Here is a 19,934-nt window from a genome sequence, read left to right on the forward strand (position 1 = left end):
CTCCCCAAGGCGTGGAATACCGAAGCTGGGGGATGAACGCGCAGCGATCCCCCCACTCGTGATTGACACGATTGTTTGGGTGAATGCCTTTTGCTTGCTGAGTGCAATCCTGAATGCATTCGGTCTCGTCAACGCGTATCCATTTCTCGCAGCATTCATCACGTTCAACTCCGCGTCGTTGCTCTTATGGGTGCTGCTTGCGCCGAGGAAGGGGCGCGCACGCGAGGCGTGCAACATAATATTCCTGCGAGGTTTCCAGCAGGCCGCTCGTGCCGATGTGGCGAACCGCGTGGTTCCCAGCATTGGCTGCTACGGAAGGGTGATATGGCCGGTCAACATCATCAAGCAGGATATCCAGGATCCCACGGGCGAGATGTTGTCCGATGCAAGAGGTCAACCCAAACTTTCTCGGAGTGACGCTTGGAAGGTCGAAGTTGAAAAGCTGATGAGCGAATCCGATCTTGCGGTCATCGACTTCACCTATCCCAGAGAGAGCTTGAAGTGGGAGATTGACCAGTGTCTCGAAAGGTTCACTGCTAAACGCATCATACTGATCGCGGAGCTAAGTCCGCACGTGAGAGATGACTATTTCGAAATCTGCCGCACATTCCCGGAAGTCTTAGAGGTCAGTTCAATGGTCCCGTTTTACCCTTCGCGATACTATATCCCAAGCAACCCCCTGAGATGGTGGGTTTTCCGGTTCGAACACCTTTTGGACGCACGCATGCAGGAAGTGGCGGAACAGACGGTTGGGGCGAACGCCGGGCTTTCGGCGGCGAGAGTATAGATGGCAAGAGCGGTCGCATTTCTGTTCAAGTTGATCAAAGCGCTCGTCTTCTTTCCAATCGCCTTAGCAATCGCCCTGCCAGTTGCCGTTATATACGGTGCCGTGGGAGGCGTCCCGAGCGCGGTTATCAACACCTGGCCGATTATCCAATTCTATTACGACTGCTGTATCATGGAGCTCATTCCGCAGCGGTTGAGCGCGCGGCTTTTGCGTCCGATTGAGGCCTATATCGACTTCTACTCGGACCCGCGCAGGCGATAGCCGTCGCCCCAGGCGCGCGCCGGCACAAGCTCGCGGCGGCCACCGCCATGGGCGCCCAATGATTGATCCTGTTCGAAAACGCGTAGTCATCAACCTTCCCACCACGCTGTTCAAGCCATGCAAGCAGGGTTAAACGGGCGTCAGCAATTGATTTTCGCCGTGGATTAACTGCACTAACGAAGGGTTGTTCTCTATCGATTTGCTGTAAATGACCCTGCTGATCATTTCTGCCTGCTCGCCACACCGTGACGGTATTGTTATCATCATCCCTTCGGAGGCTTGTGCCCTAACATAACCGGGTGTGCCTTCACTGCCCATTTTTGTGGAAGGTACTAATGAGCGTACACCAGGTTCATGTCTTTATTAGCCATTCCTGGGCATATTCGGGGCATTACGATACCCTCTCACGCTGGATTTTCGGCCAGAATTGGCGATTCGGTCAGGCCAGGATCGACTTCCGCAATTACTCGGTCCCAAGAAACGATCCTATTGTGGATGCCCCCAATGTCAGGACTCTTCGCGAAGCAATCTATCGACAAATAGCACGAAGCCACGTGGTGGTTATTCCGACCGGAATGTATACGCACTATAGTAAGTGGATCGGAAAAGAATTAGAGGGGTCACTCGTCTACGACAAGCCGATCCTTGCCGTCGATCTGAGAGGGGCTCAACGAACTGCCAGTGTTGTAGGCAATGCAGCTACGAAATTCGTATCATGGAACTCTGCGTCAGTCGCCGCGGGTATCTGGGATCTTTATTGTCGTTGAAGAAGAACCAGCGTAATTCGACCTTCGGGCTATATCAAATTAAAATATAAAAAACTATTTATATGATTTGACGCGATTAGCGCGTTGTTGAAGGCAAGAGGGGTTCAATGATTAAAGTTTTCCTGTCCCACCAATCAGCTGATGCGCAGACGGCCAGTCTCATTGCCCGTCGACTTAAGAGCCTTCACGATATTGACTCCTATCTGGACGTGATTGACCCGTTCATCGATCGCAAGGGAGAGGACCTTGCTGCACATATCCAGGCGGAGATGAGCAAATGTACGCAATTGCTCGCAGTAGTATCTGAGGCTACTAAGGCGTCGCAATGGGTGCCTTGGGAGATTGGTGTTGCGACCGAGAAGGACTATCCTTTGGCCACTTTCTTGGCTGGCTCTTCCCTCCCGCCTGAATTTCTACGCAAATGGCCCTATCTGCGAACAGAAGCCCATCTAGACCAGTACGCGCTGGCGTCGAAAGCCGCCGAAAGGAGTTTTGTCCAGAAACGCGCTACCTTAAACGAGGGTGTGGCCCGAATTCGATCGACACAAGAATTCTTTAGAAATCTTCGAGCTGGCATTGGCCAATGATGTGCCTTTGAATCAACGGTCAAGAGTGCCCGACTGTTGATCGGGACTGGCCAGGATGGATCGGACCACCTTTGCTCAGGTGCTCCCCCGCGTAAGGGAAGCACCGGACGCAGCATGTCCGGAGATTGTGTGCCCCAAATGCACGCGACCGGGCTTGCGCAGGCAACAGTTCGCTCACGGAGGTGTTCATGAAAGCTAGGTTTGAAACTGGTTTGGATGCTCTCGCGGCTCAGTGGCCCAAGTTGGGTGAGCAACCACGCCATCAACAAGAAAGCCCTCCGCCTTGATCGGGCTGAAAGACCCCGTGGCACGGTGCAAATCCGTCCCCCAAGCCTCGCTCCTCGCTACGAGTTTGTCGCCGCCCACACCAGACCGCTTCAGGTGGACCGTTAATGAGCAGAATTGATACCCTCAATCGCGAAATGGTTCGCCTCAAGGACGCCGAGGCAACCTTGGGTGAGGACATTGCCAGAACAGAGCAAGCGGGAGCGAAGGCACGGGCGGAAGCTGATAAGAAGCGCGAAAGCGCAATGAAGACGCGCTCCCTTTCGAGCCGGAAAAGCTATCTGCGCTCAGCCGAAGCAGAGGAGAAGAAGGTCGTGGCCGCCGAGAAGAAACTGGCTGATCTAAGGAGGCGGTCGGCGCGAAATAGAGCTGCACAGACCGCTAAAGCGCGTTCGTTGCGTTCGGCGGAGCAGTCGGAACATAATGCACAGAATCGTGCCGACCATCGCCGCCGGCAGGTCGAAAGGAGCCACACAAAGGACATCGCGAGGCTTTCGCGCCCGACCTTGAAACTAATGATGGTGCGCGAGCCCCAGCCGGAAAAACTCCGTGTTCTGTATCTGACCGCCAATCCCGAAGCCATCGAGCAAGAATTCCGCAATCCAGACGGTTCAGTTGTGAAGGAAAGCGCCTGGCTTCGCACAGAGGCCGAAGTACGAAGCGTCAAGCAGGCGCTTCGCGCCTCTCGCTATCGCGAGCTAGTCGACTTCGACCATCGTTCGGCAGCTACCTATGAGGACCTCGTTGATGGCATCAATGACCTGCGACCCCACATTGTCCACTTCTCGGGGCACGGCGGAAGCAAGGGTCTGCTTTTTGACAACGGGAGTGTCGATGCTCCGGAAGGGCATGAGCTTTCGTTTTCGATCCTCGCCGAGACCCTGGCGGCCACAGATGAGCCCCCGACACTTTTGGTGCTGAACGCATGCGATACCCTTGAAGGCAGCGACGCTATCCTGCCTGCGGTTCCGGTTATCATAGCTATGTCGGATTCAATCTCCGATACCGCAGCCGCTCTGTTCGCGACACGCTTCTATGCAGCAGTGGCAGCCGCCCAGTCAGTCGGCTCGTCGCTGCGTCAGGCCACCGCGGCGATGCGAGCGGCGTTGTTGGAGGATGCCGACCTACCACAGATCTCAGTCCGTGATGGCATCGATGTTGGCCAGCTTGTCCTTGTAAAGGTTGCACGCGCGAAGGCCGACTTCGAGGAGCAACCGAATGGTGCGATTAGGATTTCCGGTCCCGTGACCGATCTGGTCGGCGGACTCAGCGAACTGATAACGACTCTGATCGAACTAGGCCCGGAAGGGGAAGAAGTCATCGCCAAGTACAGCCGCAGACGGCAGTCCCGAAGCGCAGCACATAATTTAGACGGATTGAGCTTCGCCCCACACGGGTTCCTCGAATACCTCGAACGGATTGCTGCAGGGGAAGCCACGCTGGAAGACTTGCATGGCATTCGGATACAGTTGGATTCCACCGAAGAGTCAATTGAATTCCATCTCGACCAACTTAGCGCCTATCGCGAAAAGCTGCGGGAGGCGCGAGGCATGGTAGCTTCTGAAAAACTCGACACCATCATGTATGATCGGTTTGGCAAGGACCGGCTGCGACAAATGCTCTCCGAGCTTGCCCAAACTGAGGACAACACAGACCCTAGATCAGATGCGACAGTAGCTCGGGCAAAGGAAATATTGGCTGCCGTGAAGCAGCTGAATATTCAAATCGCCGAGCTCCACGACATGATCTTGGAGCCGATCCAGCAGGCAGATTGATACCCTTGTCACGCACCTTTTGGGAAATGGCTTCACGCGGACATCCGACAGGCTAATTTAGGTGCAGGTCGAGTTGCGTGTCATCTTGCTGGCTATCTTATGGGACAATCGGTGATCGACGCCCCAAAATGTCCCGGATTACGGGCAGATACCTTTGCACCTGTTCCCGATCGCTATTCTTTTCATCCTCGTCGAGGTGGTCGTAGGGAAGTGCAATCAATCGTTCCCACTGGGCCACCAAATTGGGCGGTATCAACAAGCTTCCGTCGGCCTGCATAGAGCACTTAGAATGCATATATCTTTGCCAGTGCGACCATCGATCGTGCTCGATCGCGGCCAATTTTTCAAAAATAGACGACAGCTGGGCGTCGATATCATCCTTGTTCATCGTTAAATCCTTGCTCGCTTCTTACTGCGGGGTCAGTTCTTCTCCCACCTAGCGGGTCTAGGCCCGTTAGGTCGTGGGCGAGAAACATGCCAACCAAAGCATTCGTTTTATACAATAATGCGGACCCTTCCTTCGCACAGAGGGTAGCCCACATGTTCAGAGTGGACGGCTTGGACAAGTATCTGGATGCGGTGACGATGCCACATCGAGGGTGGTCCGGACTCGGCCGACCGTCTGATGGCGCGAATGAGCGAGTGTCAGCAAACTCGCGGCCGCATTTACCTACACCAAGGATTCGTGGGTCTGAGGAGATCGGCGTGGGGTTGGAGAAGGGATGAGGGTTGCGGACAGGCGCTTTTTCCGACCTCACTGCAAACAAGTATTTGGACTCGGTCAATATTCGGGAGCCGTTGCCGCTTCCGGATCCGGAATCGGCATAGCGTCGAAACTCTTGGTGCCCGGTTGCTTGGTGCTCGTTTTGCATTCCTTGCTGTCAGTCGAAGAGTCTTGGAGGATCGCCCCGCCGTTTGTAGGCGGCACGAACATAACCGCCCCATTGATCGAGCAGGGCGCGGCACTCCTGACCGTGGATGAAAGACGGACCATCCGCGAGACTAAACTCTGGGAGGTATAGGCCGGTTACGCCACGCTCCAAAACGCCCTCGGCTAGAACTCCTTCTTCCTTAAGGATCAGAATGGGCAATCCCAATTGAAAAGCCATCGCAGGCTCAATCTGGCAATATGGACTTGTGAACCAGACGTTGGGGTCGTCCCGTTCTGCGAAGCCCGGTAAATCGGCTGAAGGATACTTCTTCACTGCCGATGCGTGAGTCCGCCGAAAAGCGACCGAAACTAAGCCGCAGCAATGAGTTAGCAGCCGTCGAATACCGACAAGCGGAGCATCGTAGTCGTAGCTACTGCTGGCCGGTCCCATCGTAATGGGATCAAAACCGCGTTTCATCAGTTCGTCAGTGAATTGCGCAACGAAGCGTTCCTGAGACGCAAGATGCGGTGTAGGTCGGCTGACGAAAACGGGGACTTTCACTAGTCGCCTCCAAACCAGTCGCGCATATTCGCAGCTTACTGCGCTAGCACCTAAAGTAGCCATGCCGAGTCGCGCACGAAGATCCGATCGAGGTTCGCATCCAGGACCAGTCCAACCCTGGTCGGGCATGGTAGCACTGTGACACCGATGCTTGCTCCCTCCTCCAGTGCCTGCAAGTGGCTCACCCAAACTTCAAATCTGGTCATTAACCACGAGGCGCCGGTAATGCTCGCCGAGAATGGTCAGCCTGCAGGATTTGCCTTCGATTGCGGCATGGAACATATGCGGCGCGCCGACCGGCACCACCAAGTTCACGCGATTGAGCTTCTGAAGAATGGCGAACCGGCTTGTATTCTCCGCTATTGGATCGACCTCCACCCCGCTGATCGGCCTATAGGGCTCGAACGTGGGGTCGAGCTCGAACTGGTGGTGGGCGCTGGGAAACAGTGTTGCGATCGCCCTCAGATCCTCGAGGGCGATCGGCGGAGTAACTTGACGAAGTGATACGAAGCTGTTGACGTTTGTGCGGAAGATCGGGCGCTGACGTCCCCAAGACCCGAGCGACTGATCAATGTGCGCGTAAACGCTTCCCGGCGTAATCTCCCCGACCAGATTGGCGGCGGCTCCCTCGAGAGCGTCAACGAGCAGGTTCGTGAACACTCCGCCTTCGTCGGTCTCGTGGGCGTACTGCTTTTCCGTCGACGCGGTGAGGATGGTGAGCCCGTAGGTCAGCTCGGCAAAGCGTGGATCATTCTCAGAAGAGCCTGCAATGCCCGAGTGGCAGCTGTCGAGCAGGATTATCTTGTTGGCGACTTTGGAATCGTTGGCAAGTTTGAGGATCTCTCCCATCGGCAAGCCGTCGTCGCCTGTCGCCGTGTCCGTAGCGCACAGGTAACCGCCGGTAGCCTCGATGTGGCCATGGCCCGCGAAGTAAAATAGTGCGACCTCCTCGTCACCCGAGAAGAGGTCGCGAACCTCCTCCTTAAGGGCTTTCCGGGTGACGATGTCGTTGGGACCGGTACCGGTCAGAATCTTAGTCTGGAAATTTTTGGAGGTGTCGCCGTTACGGTCGAGCGCCGCCTTCACTTTGTGGGCGTCGTCGACACACCCCGATAGCTGGCCCAAGTCTTCATAATAGTCGATCCCTACTATAAGCGCTTTCCTGCCCTTTCCCACGATCATAGCCCATCGATAAAGTTTGCTATAGTTTCCCAGCCCCATGCCTTGGTGGTCACGCCGACTGCCGACGTCCTGTCGTCTGAATAGGCCCAGATTCCGAGGACGGGGACACCCTCCCCCCGCGCGCAAGCGATCTCCCACTTCTGGCCCGAACTTGAAAGTGAGTTCTTGCTAATTAGTGCGATCACACCATGGGACCGCCGGATACGCGTGCGCACCTTCGCCTTCCAGTCCTCGGTGTAGGCCTCCTTCACCGACATATCGATGTATTCAAATGGCGAGTCCGTATGGAGCGATTGACCCTTGAGTAGATCTCTCGCACGCTCGTCCTCGATCGCGAACGCGACGAAGATCACCTTTTTATCCGCCATGCTAAAAATGCCCGCGCTCCCGACAACAACACCCACAGATCATGCGCACATCGCTGGATCAAGGGCCATTGTATTCGTGCAGACTAAATGCAGGCATTTCCGAGCTCCGCCATCGGTTCGGTGCTGGGGCTAAGGCGATGCAACAAGGATTAGTTGTCAGCAAAAATATTAATCGAAAGGGCTCCCGGCAGGCCGGGCGGGGAATGAAACCGGTACCTGTATCGCTCCGCGACCGCTTGCGTCATCCAGGGCTTCGTCCAATCCGTGACGTAGTTGAAGTAGAGATCCTTCGTTCCTTCCGGCCCGAAATGTAGGAAGCGCGCGATTGATTGCGGATTGGGATGGCCATGAAGGTTCCCGTTTGTCGAGATCGCCATCCGTCGACAGTCGAGCATCTCGATCAGTCGATTTGAGGTGTTCTTGGCACTCCCGTGATGCGATGCCTTAATAAGGTCGACCCGATAGCGCCCCCCTTCGGCAGCCGCGAGCGGCTCAAGCGAGGACGCGAGCAGGTCCGGATGCGCGTCGCCAGCGAACAGAACTCGACGACCGCCCCACTCTGCGACGAAAGCAATGCTCGTCCCGTTCGGCAACTCTTTGTCGGTGGGACCAGGCGCAACCAAGTCCTCAACGACTAGCGGATCCGGCACCGGCGGCCGCTTCGCCGCCCTGCGTATCCCGCCGCGTCGGCCCAGGTCTTCCTGCCGTCTCCAATCCTCCCATCTGCCACCGAGCGCGGTGAGATGGGCCTCGTCGGGCGACAGCATTGTCAGCCGCAGTCCGGCCACGTCGATCTCGCCGGGCGCGGACTCGATCTTTGCAACCCCGTCGGAAAACGGTTCGTTGACCGGCCAACCGAGCGTGGAAAGCGCTACGGAGTAGGCGTCGCCCTGCTTCATGCTGCGGGTACGGATCGAACTCATCTCCCGACGGCCATTGTACCAGACCTGCTGCGGCGCAATCGGGCGGCTAACGTCCTTGAGATACGCCAATGCGCCCTCGATATGGTCGCCGTCGATGTGCGTCAGGACGTATAGCTCTAGTCTCTCGCCGGCGTCGGCGATCCGGGCGAGGTGGCCGCGAAGATGGTGATAGGCTCCAGCCCGGCCACCATCGACGACCATGTGGTTGAGCAGGCCGTGATCTCCCCAAGAGAGGAGCAGGCAGTCACCATCGCCGGCGGGCAACATATTAAGGCAGAACGTCGCCAAATAGAAACTCCTCAGGGACCCGGACGGTCCCGGGGATCAGTGCTTACGGTTGAAGCCAGAGACGGCAGGTCTTCCTTGCGTATCGAAGGATGCGGCTCAGTTCCTCGGCTCCAGATCTGAACTGTCATCTTCGAACTTTCTGACTACGCCACTTACACGCCGATGCTATCTGAATGTAATTTTGAGAGCTTTCCACTACCCGTACTGAACGAACGACAGTCTTCTGGATCGCAGAACACGACGAGGAAACTCCGGCGATACGCGCAGAGCAGTTGGTACGCCTTGAAAGACAGGTTCGCGCAAGGTGTCGCCGATTCCCCCAGTTGGCTAAGGAGATCGGTCGGACACATTGACGGGACGATAATCAGGCACCCGGGATTTTCGATCGTAGACCGACGGGTGTATCTGCACGTCGTCTGGTATGCATCGTGGTTCCCCACGGGGTATATACCAGCCTAAAAACGACCACCGTTTCCATTCTCGCCATTTGACACTTTTGGGAAGGAGTTCAAGGATCCACCACGCCCAATTGAGCGAATTGTGCAACTTGCCGGTCGCGTCGGGCGCGACATAGATGTGTCTGCCGTCGGTCAAGGCAGTCCCTTCAACGAGATGCTGGTACATCGAGGCATCTATCAGCAGGCCCTGAGCAGCGGCCTCATCGGCAAGCCAGGCCAAAGGGAATTTCGAAAGCCCGCTTTCAGCCTCGAGGTAGCCTCCGCCAATATCGGAATGCACGCCGGCAAACGCCATTTGCACTGTGTCTTGCTGATCGTTGCTTGGTGGATTGGCAAAGGGCACCGGCGCGTACTTTTGTCCCGGCTCCCACCGGTTCAACCGAAATAGCCGCCGTCGCTCGTCGATTGCCACTGCTTGTCGAAAACAGCGCACGCCAGGATTGGTGCGTGTGTAGGGCAAAGTGCGCAGGCTGGGCAGATAGAACCGGTCGGGGCGCGGCACGATCATGGATGCCACCGTGTCCCATACTCCGAGAAAATGGATAGGGGCGCGGCGCGTGCTCATGATGCGTGCAAAATCCCACACAAGGCGCAGGTTGTTGTCTTGGCGCGCCCGCTTGTAGGCCGTCAGGCCATAGGAGGCGACGTTAAGCTGCTCTGGTCTGAGCAGGCCAATTGCGTAGATCAAACCGGCCACAGCACGTACCGTATAGGAGCCTCGGCTGAACCCAAAAAAGAACAGCTTGTCGCCGTCTTCATAGCGCTGACAGACGAAACGGTAGGCGTCCATAATGTTCTCGTCCAAGCCGTAGCCTGTCGCCAGACCGAAAACCCCCTTTGCGTTCTGAAAAAACGAGCTCCAGTCACTGCTCAGCCCGATCGTACCCACCCCAGGATTGTAGTAGACAACCTGCTGTGCGTTCTGTTGTGCAATTCGATACAGCTTGAGAACATTGGAAAGATTGCCCTCGACCTCGTTTCCCGTTCCATCACAGAAGACAACGATGTTCTTGTTCATCGACCCTCGACCTCTCCCCTTGACTTCCAAAAGCTCCCCAGAACCAATCAACATGTTACTTGGGGAAGATGACAGATCGTCGAGAACGCGTAGCACAACAGCATAGTAGCAATGACGTTTGGCTTTTGCCTATCAAAACGCAAGTTCGTACAGGAAATTATTTTATGCGATTGTTGCCTTGGCTGCGGCAACAACACATTCAGATTTCATCTGCAATGCCGATGAACGTGGCGCCGCACGCAAGTGCCGAAGCGCGTGCTGCAAGCATGAGCGTATCGATCTGCTTGATGCGCATCGACCTCGTCGGCGTCGCTGCAGCGGCGCGGCATCGTGCAATCTCACTTTTCGTGAGACGCGGTTGCAGCACGATCAAGACCTTCGACGCGGAGGCAGGCAGCTTTTCTACCGCCTTTAGGAAGCCCTCGCGATTGGGCTGTTTGACGCCGTCGTGCCAGACTGCGGCGCCAATCTTCTTCGCCTTTCCCCGGGTGAGTTCATGAAGCAGCAGACGTCGATCGAGATGGCGGATGTTTTTGACCGCTTGCGAAACGACAATCTCGTAGTCGGCCGGCGCTGCCTCCCGATTGGCAGCCTTTGATCCTGAGCCCTTGATGTGAACGAGGCTGATGACTTTTGCTTCGGGTTCGATATGGATGAAATCAGCCAGTTCCATCGATCCGTCATCGCTTGCAAGCCAGCCCTTGGGATTGCCGTCAGGTCCCAGAAACATCTTTTCGCACACATAGGCAAACAGCGAATTGTCGCCGTCGACCGCGATGCGTGTGGGGAGCGGTTCAGCCTTGCTGAATGTAGGCTTCTCGGTGTCGACGGCATAGCCGGCGAAGGTCTGAAAGCGCCAGCCAAACGGCTGGTCCGTATAGCCGCCCGCATAGCAGTGGCCCTGCGCAATTGCATGGCCGCTCTCGTAGTAGATCTTGACCTTGTCGATATCGGTGAGGAAGCCGGTACACTCATCCCGCGCGGCGTCTTGCCCAGGCTCTTCATCAATCCACGCGTGGTCGATCGTGACGTCCCCACCAGCGAGGGTTATGGAGAGTTCTATCAGGCCGAGCCGCTGGCCTCCCAGACTGGGTTCAACGGTGAGGGACAGGCCATCTGTGGGCTTCACCACATAGGTTGCATCGAACGCCCACCGGCGCGCTGCTTCGCGATCCGCGTCTGAAATTTCATCCTCGGAAAGAAGCTCCGCAGGTATGACTGAGATCGCGTATGCGTGCTCGACGCCGGCAGCGCTGTCAATCGCTTGTGATAGTGAGGCAAACGGGTCGACAGCGCGCTTGCCCTGTGTCGCATGGGCGATGACCGCGGCCAGCTCGGCCTTGAAGGATCGCCAATTGCTCGACCGTCTGACCCAGATGCGCGCTCCACCAGGTGCAGCTCCCACCACGGGAGGTTTCTTCTCGGCAGTCTTCAAACCCGGGACATCCGGAACCGTGCGTGCCGCTGAATAATAATAGGTCTGATCACCGATTGGATCGATCGCGTACTCCAGCGTCGGTCCTGTGAGTGCCTTGGTGTCCGCTTTGGAGGATGTCGGCGTGTGGATCCCGTTCAGCCAGATTGCCTTTGCTTCAGGTCCCACAAATGCGGCAATCGCGGCGCGCGACATGCGCCTTGCCACTTTGAGGTCTTTGACGATCCGTTCGCGCATCGCGCTGTCGGAAGCGCAGATGGCGAGGCTCTTTCCTTTTGCTGCGACGACCACCAGGTGGTGCACAACGTCTTCGAGTTCAACTGCGGCCAACCAAGGCGGCGCTCCTGCTTCTCGGTAGACCAAAGCCTGAAAGTAAATTCCGTCATCCTCCTCAAGGGTAGTTGTTGCGACAATGCGCCGTTTGCGCGCCGTCGATCGTCCTGCGTGTTCGGAAACGGCGCGGATGACCTCCCTGACAAGGCGCTCGTCTTCCAGATCGCCTGTCGCCTCCAGCAGCACAGGCGCCAAATAAGGCAGCAGATCATCCAGCTTGATTGTTTTGGCCAATCAGGAACTCCCTTTAGCGTCGCAGCCGACGGCGACGATAGTTCATCAAGTTTATGGTCTTGGGTCGCGGACGTTTCCCGGTCCCATAGAGAACTCCCTGACGCGTGTAGAATCCCTGTCGACAAGGGATCCCTTAGCTCTCATGAGAGCCGACGTTATCGAGACACTCGAACGAGAAATTCGGATCGACGAGCGGTTCCTGGACAATTGCTGTGTACGAATGGTGGTTGCTGGTTCGGATGCGCCAACGCGACGGAGTTTACAAGCCCCTCAAAAACCCTCGGCTGGCTCGATCGTGATGTCCACGAAACCATTGCCGGTGAGGCGTGCCTCGAGATCGGTTCGCAAAGGCTGCGGTCGATCAAGCCAGCGCGCTTCGTAGTCGTCATAGTTGGGAAGCTGCGCGAGCTGATCGGTGCTGAGCGCGGTACTGTATTTCTTGGTGTTGCTGACGCGCTTGCCGATCTCCAGGAGCAGTGTGGAGCGCGGAATCACTGGGTAGAAGGTACGCTCGGTCGAGACGACTGCCTTGGCGACGGGCTTGGCGTTGTCTTTGGGAAGCGGAAGAATGGCGTTGAGGATGGTGGCGGGTTCGGTAAGCTTACCGTCTTCCTTGCTGTTCCAGGGCGTCGCGTTGATGCTGCCGTGGTGGCCGATCTTGAGGAAATCGACTGGCGTCTCAAGTTCGAGCTTGTGCAGCTTCCAGGCCGTGTTCCAGGCAAAGTTCTTCTTCTTGTCGCGATAGGCTGAATTCCATTCGGCGTCACCGACAAAGAGAAGCCGGCGGCCGCGCCATTCGACAAGCAGCATGACGCTGGTGTTGTTGACGACCTCGCCCTCCTCCTCGGCAAAAGCAAAGGCGCCCGACATCATGCGCGATTGCAGGCGCGTGAAATCCGAGCCGCTGATGTTTGCGGGAGCCGGCCCGGTTTTCCGCGCCTTCGCCTTGCCCTTCAGCAGGCCGGTCGAAGCAGAGAAGCCATGCAGGATGTCCTCGGCGGCATCCCCAAGATAGTAGGTGTCGATATCGAACTCGGGACCCAGCACCTTGAAGGTAGCCCCCGACAGCGTCGCTGGTTGCAGCTGGGCAGGCTTCATATCCGCGTGCACGTAGAGCGGCGTGATGCCGTTCTGTTTCGGGAGTACCTTGCGCAATGCGTCCACGGCGCCGTCATTGGCGATGCTGTAGCGCGCCGCAATGTCTGCCAACTCCGCGCTCAGCGCCAGATTGCGGGCGGCGATGCCGCGCATGGCCGTTGCCGCCATGTCATGCAGCTGATGCGCGAACTTGGCTTGCGGATGATCGCGATTCATCGCGACGCTCATCCAGAGGTTCTCGATACGAATGTCGGTGAACCAGGCCGGATCGAAGCCCTTGATGTGGTCTTCATGTTCGTGGCTGACGACCAGAAGGTCGAGGCGCTTTCCGCTGCCTTCGATAGGCAATTCACCCTTGAGGTGATCGAGTGCCACCTTCAATTCCGCGGCGCTGCCTTTTTTTCCGCAATCGATGAGGATGTGGAAATCATCGATCTTGCCGCCCTTTTTACAGGCTTTTGGGATGCGGATGTAGATGCAATCGCCAACGCCGACATTGTAAGCGCGGATCAGGAGCTGATCTGCCATGGCCGCTCTCCCATCTCCTCGTCCTTGTCGCTGCGAATGCCGACATGCGGAGAGAGGCTGAAGCGGACGGTTCCATCTCCTCTTTCGGCGGTCAACGGCGCGATCGACTTCTCCAGCAACCCCGCGGCGCCACCGGCAACGCCGTCGCCGATGCGGCCAGCTGCGATGCGCGCCGCGAGCGCATCCAAGAAAGCTTCGCGGCGCACTATCCCGCGCTTGACCTCGTCGTCCTCGCCCTCGCGTGTGCGGGAGCCCTTGATGAGCGGAAGGATGCCGGGTTTACGTGCCCACGCCAGTTTGTTGCCATCGATGTCGAGAGCCAAAGTGCCGCCGCAAAGCATGCTGGTCACCTCGCCGGCATAACGGCCGAACCGGGCACCTTTGAGCACCACATCCTCGCGCCATATGTACTGTAGAAGAACCTGCCTGGGCAGACGGCGGCCCGAGAGCGTTAGCTTCTGCGCGGTCGAAAGGTCGGTAACGATTACATCCGCGGCGAAAGGAATGAAGAGATCACGGCGATTATCGTCAAGGAAGCGATAAGCGTTGGCGCGTGAGGTCGCGATGCTCAGGGGATCGTGGAAGACGGACACGTTCAGACGCGCGAACACGGCAGTGGGTTTTTTCTGCTCGGCCGCCATCACCTCGCTTAAAAGGCCGCGTTCGACGAAAACCTCGATCATCATGTTTCGGTAGCCGTCAGGGTCTGTCGGATTGGCGATCTGCTCGGCGCGCAGGACCGCCAGTGCATAGTCCTCGAACGTCACGTCGACCGGCGGCAGCAGGTCAAGCGGCTGGACGGCCATGCACTGCATGCGGCGGATTGTGGACCAAAGCGCCTTCTTCGCCGATTCGCCTCTTACTTTCATGTAGTAGGCCGTCAGACGGCGAATGATGTCGAACATCGCGCCGGTCAACACCTGTGACATATAATGCTGGCGTTGGTCGTCCTTGACGTCCTTGTATTTGAGGGTGTTGAGCGCGCTGCGAAGATAGTCCTGATCGCCAATGTTGCGGCCGAACTCCTCGGCCAGGCTAGCGAGTGGATTGTCCTTGTCGAGGTCGCCGCCGGTGGCTTTAGCAATCTGCGAGCGAAATGCGGTGTTGCGGAAGGCGATCAGGATCGCCGAAAGATCGCCCAGGAACTCGTGGAATGCGGCGGTCTCCGCAAAGACGGATTCATGATAGTGAGGCCGAATGCCGTCGAGCATGGCATGGCCGAATTCGTGATTGACAATGTCGGCCGACAGGCAAGTGTGGATGCGCTTGCGCGCGCCGTCCTTGCCGCTATCGAAATAGTAAAACTGCAGCGATTTGCTATCGCGGTCATAAAAGGCGTTTTCACCGTATCCGGCGTGCGGCACGACGATAAGCCGGTTGCCTTCGAACCCCCAGTCAATGCGACGACCCAGGCCAAAGCCAGCTTCAAAGAAGTCGAGAGCATTCTGCAACGTTGCCCAGAGGTTCATTTGCCGGAATTGCGGGGAGTCGAGATTGCGCCGATCGAGAACTTTGCCCTTGGTATCGACAAACTTGCCGAGGTCACCATCCCAGCGCGCGGCAGGCGCCAGAATTTCGGTGCCGCTGTCATAGTCAACGACGGCAAATCGGGCACTCGTCGGCCCATCGGTGAGACCGGGCTCCCACGGCACGTCGAACTCCTGGTCGAAATTGTAGGCCTTGTTGGAATTGGTGACGAAAGGATCCTGGAAGTAAACGTCGAAAGGGATGCGAACACTGAGGTCCGCCTGCGTGTCACGACCCAGAAACTGCCGCGCCGCATAGAGTTCGGCCCGCGCTCTCTTGATTGCGGCTCTCGCCTGCTTTCCGGCGTCCAAGTCTGTTGCGTTGTGCGACTTTGCCGGCACAGGATCCATAGTGTTATGGTGAACGATCAACCCAAACTATTATAGAGCTCACTTAAAGCAAGTGCTAATTTATGATAACATTGCCGTTTCTGGCGATTTTCGATCGCGTCTCGTAAAAACTCGGACTCAATTCGGTTGTCGTGTTGAAGAGGCAAAGGTGGAAGCCGCGATTTACAACTGTGTAGCGCTCAATCAGTCCACTGGCGTGGACGGCGCGGCCGAACCATTCGGCCCCTGAGCGCCTTTTTTTGCCGACCACCCTGTCGGGCATTTTGATTGACCGATGTGGAACGGACCCTCCGAATGACTGAGACGAGGCGCTAACCTGCCGCGCCCTCTCTCGGGAAGGGCCAAACGGGACGACATCCGGTTCGCCAACACGATGGTCAGTCAGGTACGGTGATGAGCGAAGTGGTTCAACTCCATGGTGGTCGAGATGAATAAAGGGCTTTCGTCGACGCGGGCGCTTTCATTCTGACCCCTCCGACCTTAAGCTGTATGGGACAAAACCCACTACAAGGCTCGGTGGAACCGGCAGACGTAGTAAAATATCGGTTGTCATTGGGGACACGACTGTAATACCTAGTCTGATTACACTACACCGGAACGAGATGACGTAACAGGGGTCGGGCTGAAATGGCAAAGACAAAGGTTTTTATGAGCTTCGACTACGACCATGATGAGTCGCTGAAGATCCTTCTTGTAGGGCAGGCAAAGCTCGAGGATAGCCCCTTCGAACTGGCCGATTGGTCCATCAAAGAGGCGATCGATGAGAACTGGAAAAAACATGCCAGGACCCGGATCAAATCTGTTGATGTCGTTTGTGTAATCTGTGGCAAAAATACGGATACAGCTACTGGGGTGAGCGCTGAGTTGAGCATAGCTCAGGAGGAAGGGGTGTCGTATTTTCTCCTCGCGGGCTACTCGGCAGGCGGCAATGTTAAGCCCAAGTCGGCCAAATCGACCGACCAAATGTACAACTGGACTTGGCCTAATCTAAAGACCCTAATTGGGGGAGGTCGGTGAAGCGCGCTCTTGTCATTGGCGTTGACGACTATGGCGGGGCCGACAATGACCTTGAAGGATGCGTTGCCGACGCCATAGCCGTTACGGAGAAACTTCAGACCCATGGGAATGGGGATCCGAATTTCGATGTCATCACATATACCAGCAATGACATAGATGTGACGACAGAACTCCTCGATGAAGGCGTCAAGAAGTTGTTTCAAGGAAAGGCTGAAACCGCCGTACTGTATTTTGCCGGCCATGGGTTACTCGAGCCCGAAACAAACCGGGGCTATCTAGTAAGCCAAGATCATAAGAAAGGAGCCTTAGGGCTATCCCTTGCTGATGTGATCGGAATGGCCAACGGGGCGCACCAAGAGATCGACTCCACTGTCATCATCCTTGACTGCTGCCATGCGGGGTTCTTAGGCGAACTTTCGGGGCTAGCGAATAAGGACGTTTCACTGATTGGCAAAGGCGTGACTATTCTCGCCGCTGCAGACCGCAACCAGTCCGCTGCTGAGTTTGACGGGCATGGACTGTTCACAGGCATTGTGCTTGATGGCCTTAGCGGCAGTGCTTCAGATGTGCTCGGACGCATTACACCGGCCTCACTCTATTCGCTGGTTGATCAGACGCTAGGAGGCTGGGAGCAGCGCCCCGTCTACAAGGCGAATGTGCAACGCTTCATCACACTGCGACAGGTCCCGCCGAAGGTAGCGCCCGAGGTACTTAGGAAACTCAAGGACTATTTCCCAACGGCAGGGTATGTCTTCCCCGTCGACCCCAGCTTTGAGCGGGACCGCGGGGAGTTTGCAGACGCGTATAAGGACATCCTTGTCGACGAAATAAACTTTGCGATCTTCCGAGAAATGCAGGCCTTCTACAAGGTTAACTTGGTTGCGCCCGTGGACCAGCCTTATCCGTGGCAAGCAGCCATGCACAGCACTGGCTTTCGATTGACGGCCCAAGGCGCGCACTACCGAAGGCTGGCAGAGAACAAACGATTCTAGGTTACTTAATTGCACCGGCCAAACTCCGCCCTCTGCAGGTTGCTGATCTCTGATTGCTATTCTATCAGTCAGCGAATTTTTTGAAGATGTGCTTTGGGCCGTCGGGCCCTTGGACTGGTCGAAGTTTGGCTTCGAGTGAAAGCGGTTATACCCTATAAGATATGCCAGCAAAGGCGGTGGGTTTGTTGTCGTATGCCTAAAGGAGGTGGACGACGACACAATCCGGCTATGCCTCGTCCATTGCAAGGGCGCCCACGAAGCGCGGGTGTCACAAGATATCCGGAACTTTTACATTGTCTGCGGCCAGGCGCAGAAGAGCATCGTCGCAAAGCATGCCGGGCTTCCGACACTTTATCACGACCTGAAAAGGCGGCAGGAAACCTGGGTTCGCAAAGGCTATAGCCCCTTCCTGAAGGGCGAGATGAAAGACCTTTCCTATTTCAAGGAAAAGTCGCGCCGCGCGAGACTTGAATTCGAGATGATTCTTGTCCAGCCAGGAGGTTCGGTTGCCTCCATCACTGATGACGTTTTGCGGCTGCTGGCAACGACCGAACTCTATCTGCTCAAGACCACCCAGGCGAAGTTCCGGGTCGTGCTCTCGCCCTAAGGGCGAGTCACCCTGTCGATTAAATGATGAAAGCGATGACCACGGAGCCTAGCTTCGAACAGCTGAACAAGCGCTGCGAGCGCAGCATCGCGAAGATGAGCGACGCCCAAGCGATCGTCCACATTGGAGAGTTGATCGACGACGCGTTGGACGCGTCTTTCGAGCGTGGTGCTAAGCGCGCGCTCTATCTGCTCGGCGAATTGTCCAATCGCGAACTCGCTAACACTGATAGGGCGCTGATCGAGTATTTCAGAGCCAATGCTTGGGCGGCGCTATCGCACATAGCGAACGTTGGACGATCCTGGTCGTGGGAGTCGCCGGAGCGGCAGGCGGAATTGCTTGCGTTGTCGCGAGCCTCAAACCATCCTGGCTTCGCGGGCCTCGACAAGGTCCGACGGTGCCAAATTCTCACCAACCACGCGAACCTCCTCCACGAGGTCGGCCGCTCGATCGATGCGATCGCCGTCTGGGACGACGCTCTGAAGATCATTCCTAGCTTTGCGATGGCGCGCGGCAACCGCGGCTCTGGACTAAAAAGCTACGCTGGCATGTGGTCGACGACCGCGAGCGCGCGATCCTTGCTCTGCACGCCTTCGACGGTCTTCGTTCGACAATGGCCGAGGACGCACTCTGTGATTCCGTCGACACTCGAGACGCATTCGTCCATTTTGCGAAGCAAGCAACGGAACTTGCCGCTGCTGTCAATATCGGTGCGGTCCGGGCGATGCAGGACCTCAATCATGGCTATGAAGGCCGGTCGAAGAACGAACGCGCCTATCGTCGTTGGTGCCTAGAGCACCGTCTCTTTCTGTGCCCCTTGAACGATCTTGGACCGCATCTGGCGGCGGCCACCGACGACCTGATGCTGCCGCCGCTAACCGAAGGGTTAAGCGACCGCCCCGACAGCCATCTACCTCCGCCGATCATCGGCTTCTTTAGTCAGATGAAGCAGGAATACGCCTCCGCGCGCTTCATGCTGTTCGAGGGGATGACCAGCACGCGCGTACATTTCTCTGATCGCGGAGTCGCGCTCACCGACACGCTCGACTATCCGCTCTATTCGCTGGCCAGCGAGCGGGTCCGCACGGCCTTCCGCATCGCCTATTCGCTGCTCGACAAGATCGCCTTTCTCGTTGATCGTTACTGGGCCTTAGGCAAGGTGCCAGACAGGATTAGCTTCAAGAACGTTTGGATGGTCGAGAACAAGGCGCGCCTGTTGCCAAAGTTCGAGAAGCGAGACAATCTGCCACTGCGCGGCCTGTTCTGGTTGTCGAAGGAGCTGTTTGACGACCAACTCAAGCAGACCTCGGCAGCTGATGGTCGTGAATTGCACGGTATCCGTAATGCGCTGGAGCACACCTATCTGCGTGTGAGCGAAGGCTGGGCCAAGCCATTCATGATCAACGGGACGAGCAACAATGGCTTCGGTATCGCCATCGGCAGTGACGAACTCGAAGCCAAAGCGGTCCGCGTCATGCAGATGACGCGATCCGCACTATTCTACGTATCCTTCGCGATCGGCGTCGAAGAGCGGAAGAAGCAGCTTGCGAATCCCGGCCAGCTCATAGGTTCGATGCCGGTCCATGGCCTCGAGGACGGGCGGAAGCGGCGCGATCCATTCTGAGTCGGCTCATTCCCGTGCCATAGCGCGACTTGCAGCTTTCGGTCGCCGGTACCAGAC

At 56.8% G+C, this 19,934-nt stretch carries 18 protein-coding genes; 9 read left to right on the forward strand and 9 right to left on the reverse strand.

Annotated features, from left to right (window positions below; genetic code table 11):
- The 5 genes from AC0L2Y_RS11295 to AC0L2Y_RS11315 form a co-directional block, all read left to right on the forward strand.
- Positions 1 to 787, forward strand: a 787-nt coding sequence (locus tag AC0L2Y_RS11295; protein WP_473556093.1) for a hypothetical protein, incomplete at its 5' end; no start/stop codon positions are given.
- Positions 788 to 1,048, forward strand: a complete 261-nt coding sequence (locus tag AC0L2Y_RS11300; RefSeq protein WP_473556095.1) for a hypothetical protein — start codon at positions 788 to 790, stop codon at positions 1,046 to 1,048.
- Positions 1,049 to 1,383: 335 nt separating this feature from the next.
- The gene (locus tag AC0L2Y_RS11305) at positions 1,384 to 1,815 is read left to right on the forward strand and encodes a TIR domain-containing protein (RefSeq protein WP_473556098.1); all 432 of its coding nucleotides are present in this window, start codon (positions 1,384 to 1,386) and stop codon (positions 1,813 to 1,815) included.
- Between the two features lie 107 nt (positions 1,816 to 1,922).
- Positions 1,923 to 2,402: a toll/interleukin-1 receptor domain-containing protein gene (locus AC0L2Y_RS11310; protein ID WP_473556099.1), complete on the forward strand. Its 480-nt coding sequence runs from the start codon at positions 1,923 to 1,925 to the stop codon at positions 2,400 to 2,402.
- A 392-nt stretch (positions 2,403 to 2,794) separates the two neighbouring features.
- Positions 2,795 to 4,462, forward strand: a complete 1,668-nt coding sequence (locus AC0L2Y_RS11315) for a CHAT domain-containing protein (RefSeq protein WP_473556101.1) — start codon at positions 2,795 to 2,797, stop codon at positions 4,460 to 4,462.
- A gap of 97 nt (positions 4,463 to 4,559) precedes the next feature.
- Here AC0L2Y_RS11315 and AC0L2Y_RS11320 read toward each other — a convergent pair whose 3' ends face one another.
- The 9 genes from AC0L2Y_RS11320 to AC0L2Y_RS11360 all read right to left on the reverse strand — a co-directional run bounded on the left by AC0L2Y_RS11320 (position 4,560) and on the right by AC0L2Y_RS11360 (position 15,598).
- Entirely contained in the window at positions 4,560 to 4,850 is a 291-nt protein-coding gene (locus tag AC0L2Y_RS11320; RefSeq protein WP_473556102.1) for a hypothetical protein, read from the reverse strand.
- Between the two features lie 493 nt (positions 4,851 to 5,343).
- Positions 5,344 to 5,895 (reverse strand): hypothetical protein, encoded by a 552-nt coding sequence (locus AC0L2Y_RS11325; RefSeq protein WP_473556104.1) that lies wholly within the window; start codon positions 5,893 to 5,895, stop codon positions 5,344 to 5,346.
- A 192-nt stretch (positions 5,896 to 6,087) separates the two neighbouring features.
- On the reverse strand, positions 6,088 to 7,077 hold the full coding sequence (locus tag AC0L2Y_RS11330) for a caspase family protein (protein WP_473556107.1): 990 nt from the start codon (positions 7,075 to 7,077) through the stop codon (positions 6,088 to 6,090).
- The gene (locus AC0L2Y_RS11335; protein WP_473556109.1) at positions 7,074 to 7,445 is read right to left on the reverse strand and encodes a TIR domain-containing protein; all 372 of its coding nucleotides are present in this window, start codon (positions 7,443 to 7,445) and stop codon (positions 7,074 to 7,076) included. The genes AC0L2Y_RS11330 and AC0L2Y_RS11335 overlap by 4 nt, the downstream gene beginning before the upstream one ends.
- A 149-nt stretch (positions 7,446 to 7,594) precedes the next feature.
- The gene (locus AC0L2Y_RS11340) at positions 7,595 to 8,656 is read right to left on the reverse strand and encodes a ComEC/Rec2 family competence protein (protein WP_473556111.1); all 1,062 of its coding nucleotides are present in this window, start codon (positions 8,654 to 8,656) and stop codon (positions 7,595 to 7,597) included.
- A 327-nt stretch (positions 8,657 to 8,983) separates the two neighbouring features.
- Positions 8,984 to 10,132 carry a DUF2235 domain-containing protein gene (locus tag AC0L2Y_RS11345; protein ID WP_473556114.1) on the reverse strand — a complete coding sequence of 383 codons (1,149 nt, stop codon included), beginning with the start codon at positions 10,130 to 10,132 and terminating at the stop codon, positions 8,984 to 8,986.
- Positions 10,133 to 10,331: 199 nt separating this feature from the next.
- Complete coding sequence (locus AC0L2Y_RS11350) at positions 10,332 to 12,134, reverse strand: hypothetical protein (RefSeq protein ID WP_473556116.1); 1,803 nt, start codon at positions 12,132 to 12,134, stop codon at positions 10,332 to 10,334.
- A 270-nt stretch (positions 12,135 to 12,404) separates the two neighbouring features.
- Entirely contained in the window at positions 12,405 to 13,760 is a 1,356-nt protein-coding gene (locus AC0L2Y_RS11355) for a ComEC/Rec2 family competence protein (RefSeq protein ID WP_473556118.1), read from the reverse strand.
- Positions 13,742 to 15,598: a gluzincin family metallopeptidase gene (locus tag AC0L2Y_RS11360; protein ID WP_473556120.1), complete on the reverse strand. Its 1,857-nt coding sequence runs from the start codon at positions 15,596 to 15,598 to the stop codon at positions 13,742 to 13,744. Before AC0L2Y_RS11360 ends, AC0L2Y_RS11355 begins: the two co-directional genes overlap by 19 nt.
- A 666-nt stretch (positions 15,599 to 16,264) precedes the next feature.
- Between AC0L2Y_RS11360 and AC0L2Y_RS11365 the strand changes: the two genes are divergently transcribed.
- The 4 genes from AC0L2Y_RS11365 to AC0L2Y_RS11380 all read left to right on the forward strand — a co-directional run bounded on the left by AC0L2Y_RS11365 (position 16,265) and on the right by AC0L2Y_RS11380 (position 19,877).
- Complete coding sequence (locus AC0L2Y_RS11365; RefSeq protein ID WP_473556123.1) at positions 16,265 to 16,654, forward strand: TIR domain-containing protein; 390 nt, start codon at positions 16,265 to 16,267, stop codon at positions 16,652 to 16,654.
- The gene (locus tag AC0L2Y_RS11370) at positions 16,651 to 17,646 is read left to right on the forward strand and encodes a caspase family protein (protein WP_473556125.1); all 996 of its coding nucleotides are present in this window, start codon (positions 16,651 to 16,653) and stop codon (positions 17,644 to 17,646) included. Before AC0L2Y_RS11365 ends, AC0L2Y_RS11370 begins: the two co-directional genes overlap by 4 nt.
- A 265-nt stretch (positions 17,647 to 17,911) precedes the next feature.
- Entirely contained in the window at positions 17,912 to 18,253 is a 342-nt protein-coding gene (locus tag AC0L2Y_RS11375; protein WP_473556127.1) for a hypothetical protein, read from the forward strand.
- 550 nt (positions 18,254 to 18,803) lie between these two features.
- Complete coding sequence (locus AC0L2Y_RS11380) at positions 18,804 to 19,877, forward strand: LA2681 family HEPN domain-containing protein (RefSeq protein ID WP_473556130.1); 1,074 nt, start codon at positions 18,804 to 18,806, stop codon at positions 19,875 to 19,877.
- Positions 19,878 to 19,934 lie beyond the last annotated feature (57 nt).

It is taken from the genome of Mesorhizobium sp. WSM4830 (assembly GCF_055811495.1).

Bases quoted from the DNA above. Each gene is read 5' to 3' on its own strand.
- AC0L2Y_RS11320 (WP_473556102.1), bottom strand. From the start codon at position 4,850: ATGAACAAGGATGATATCGACGCCCAGCTGTCGTCTATTTTTGAAAAA.
- AC0L2Y_RS11305 (WP_473556098.1), top strand. From the start codon at position 1,384: ATGAGCGTACACCAGGTTCATGTCTTTATTAGCCATTCCTGGGCATAT.
- AC0L2Y_RS11315 (WP_473556101.1), top strand. From the start codon at position 2,795: ATGAGCAGAATTGATACCCTCAATCGCGAAATGGTTCGCCTCAAGGAC.
- AC0L2Y_RS11330 (WP_473556107.1), bottom strand. From the start codon at position 7,077: ATGATCGTGGGAAAGGGCAGGAAAGCGCTTATAGTAGGGATCGACTAT.
- AC0L2Y_RS11335 (WP_473556109.1), bottom strand. From the start codon at position 7,445: ATGGCGGATAAAAAGGTGATCTTCGTCGCGTTCGCGATCGAGGACGAG.
- AC0L2Y_RS11300 (WP_473556095.1), top strand. From the start codon at position 788: ATGGCAAGAGCGGTCGCATTTCTGTTCAAGTTGATCAAAGCGCTCGTC.
- AC0L2Y_RS11355 (WP_473556118.1), bottom strand. From the start codon at position 13,760: ATGGCAGATCAGCTCCTGATCCGCGCTTACAATGTCGGCGTTGGCGAT.
- AC0L2Y_RS11365 (WP_473556123.1), top strand. From the start codon at position 16,265: ATGGCAAAGACAAAGGTTTTTATGAGCTTCGACTACGACCATGATGAG.
- AC0L2Y_RS11345 (WP_473556114.1), bottom strand. From the start codon at position 10,132: ATGAACAAGAACATCGTTGTCTTCTGTGATGGAACGGGAAACGAGGTC.
- AC0L2Y_RS11310 (WP_473556099.1), top strand. From the start codon at position 1,923: ATGATTAAAGTTTTCCTGTCCCACCAATCAGCTGATGCGCAGACGGCC.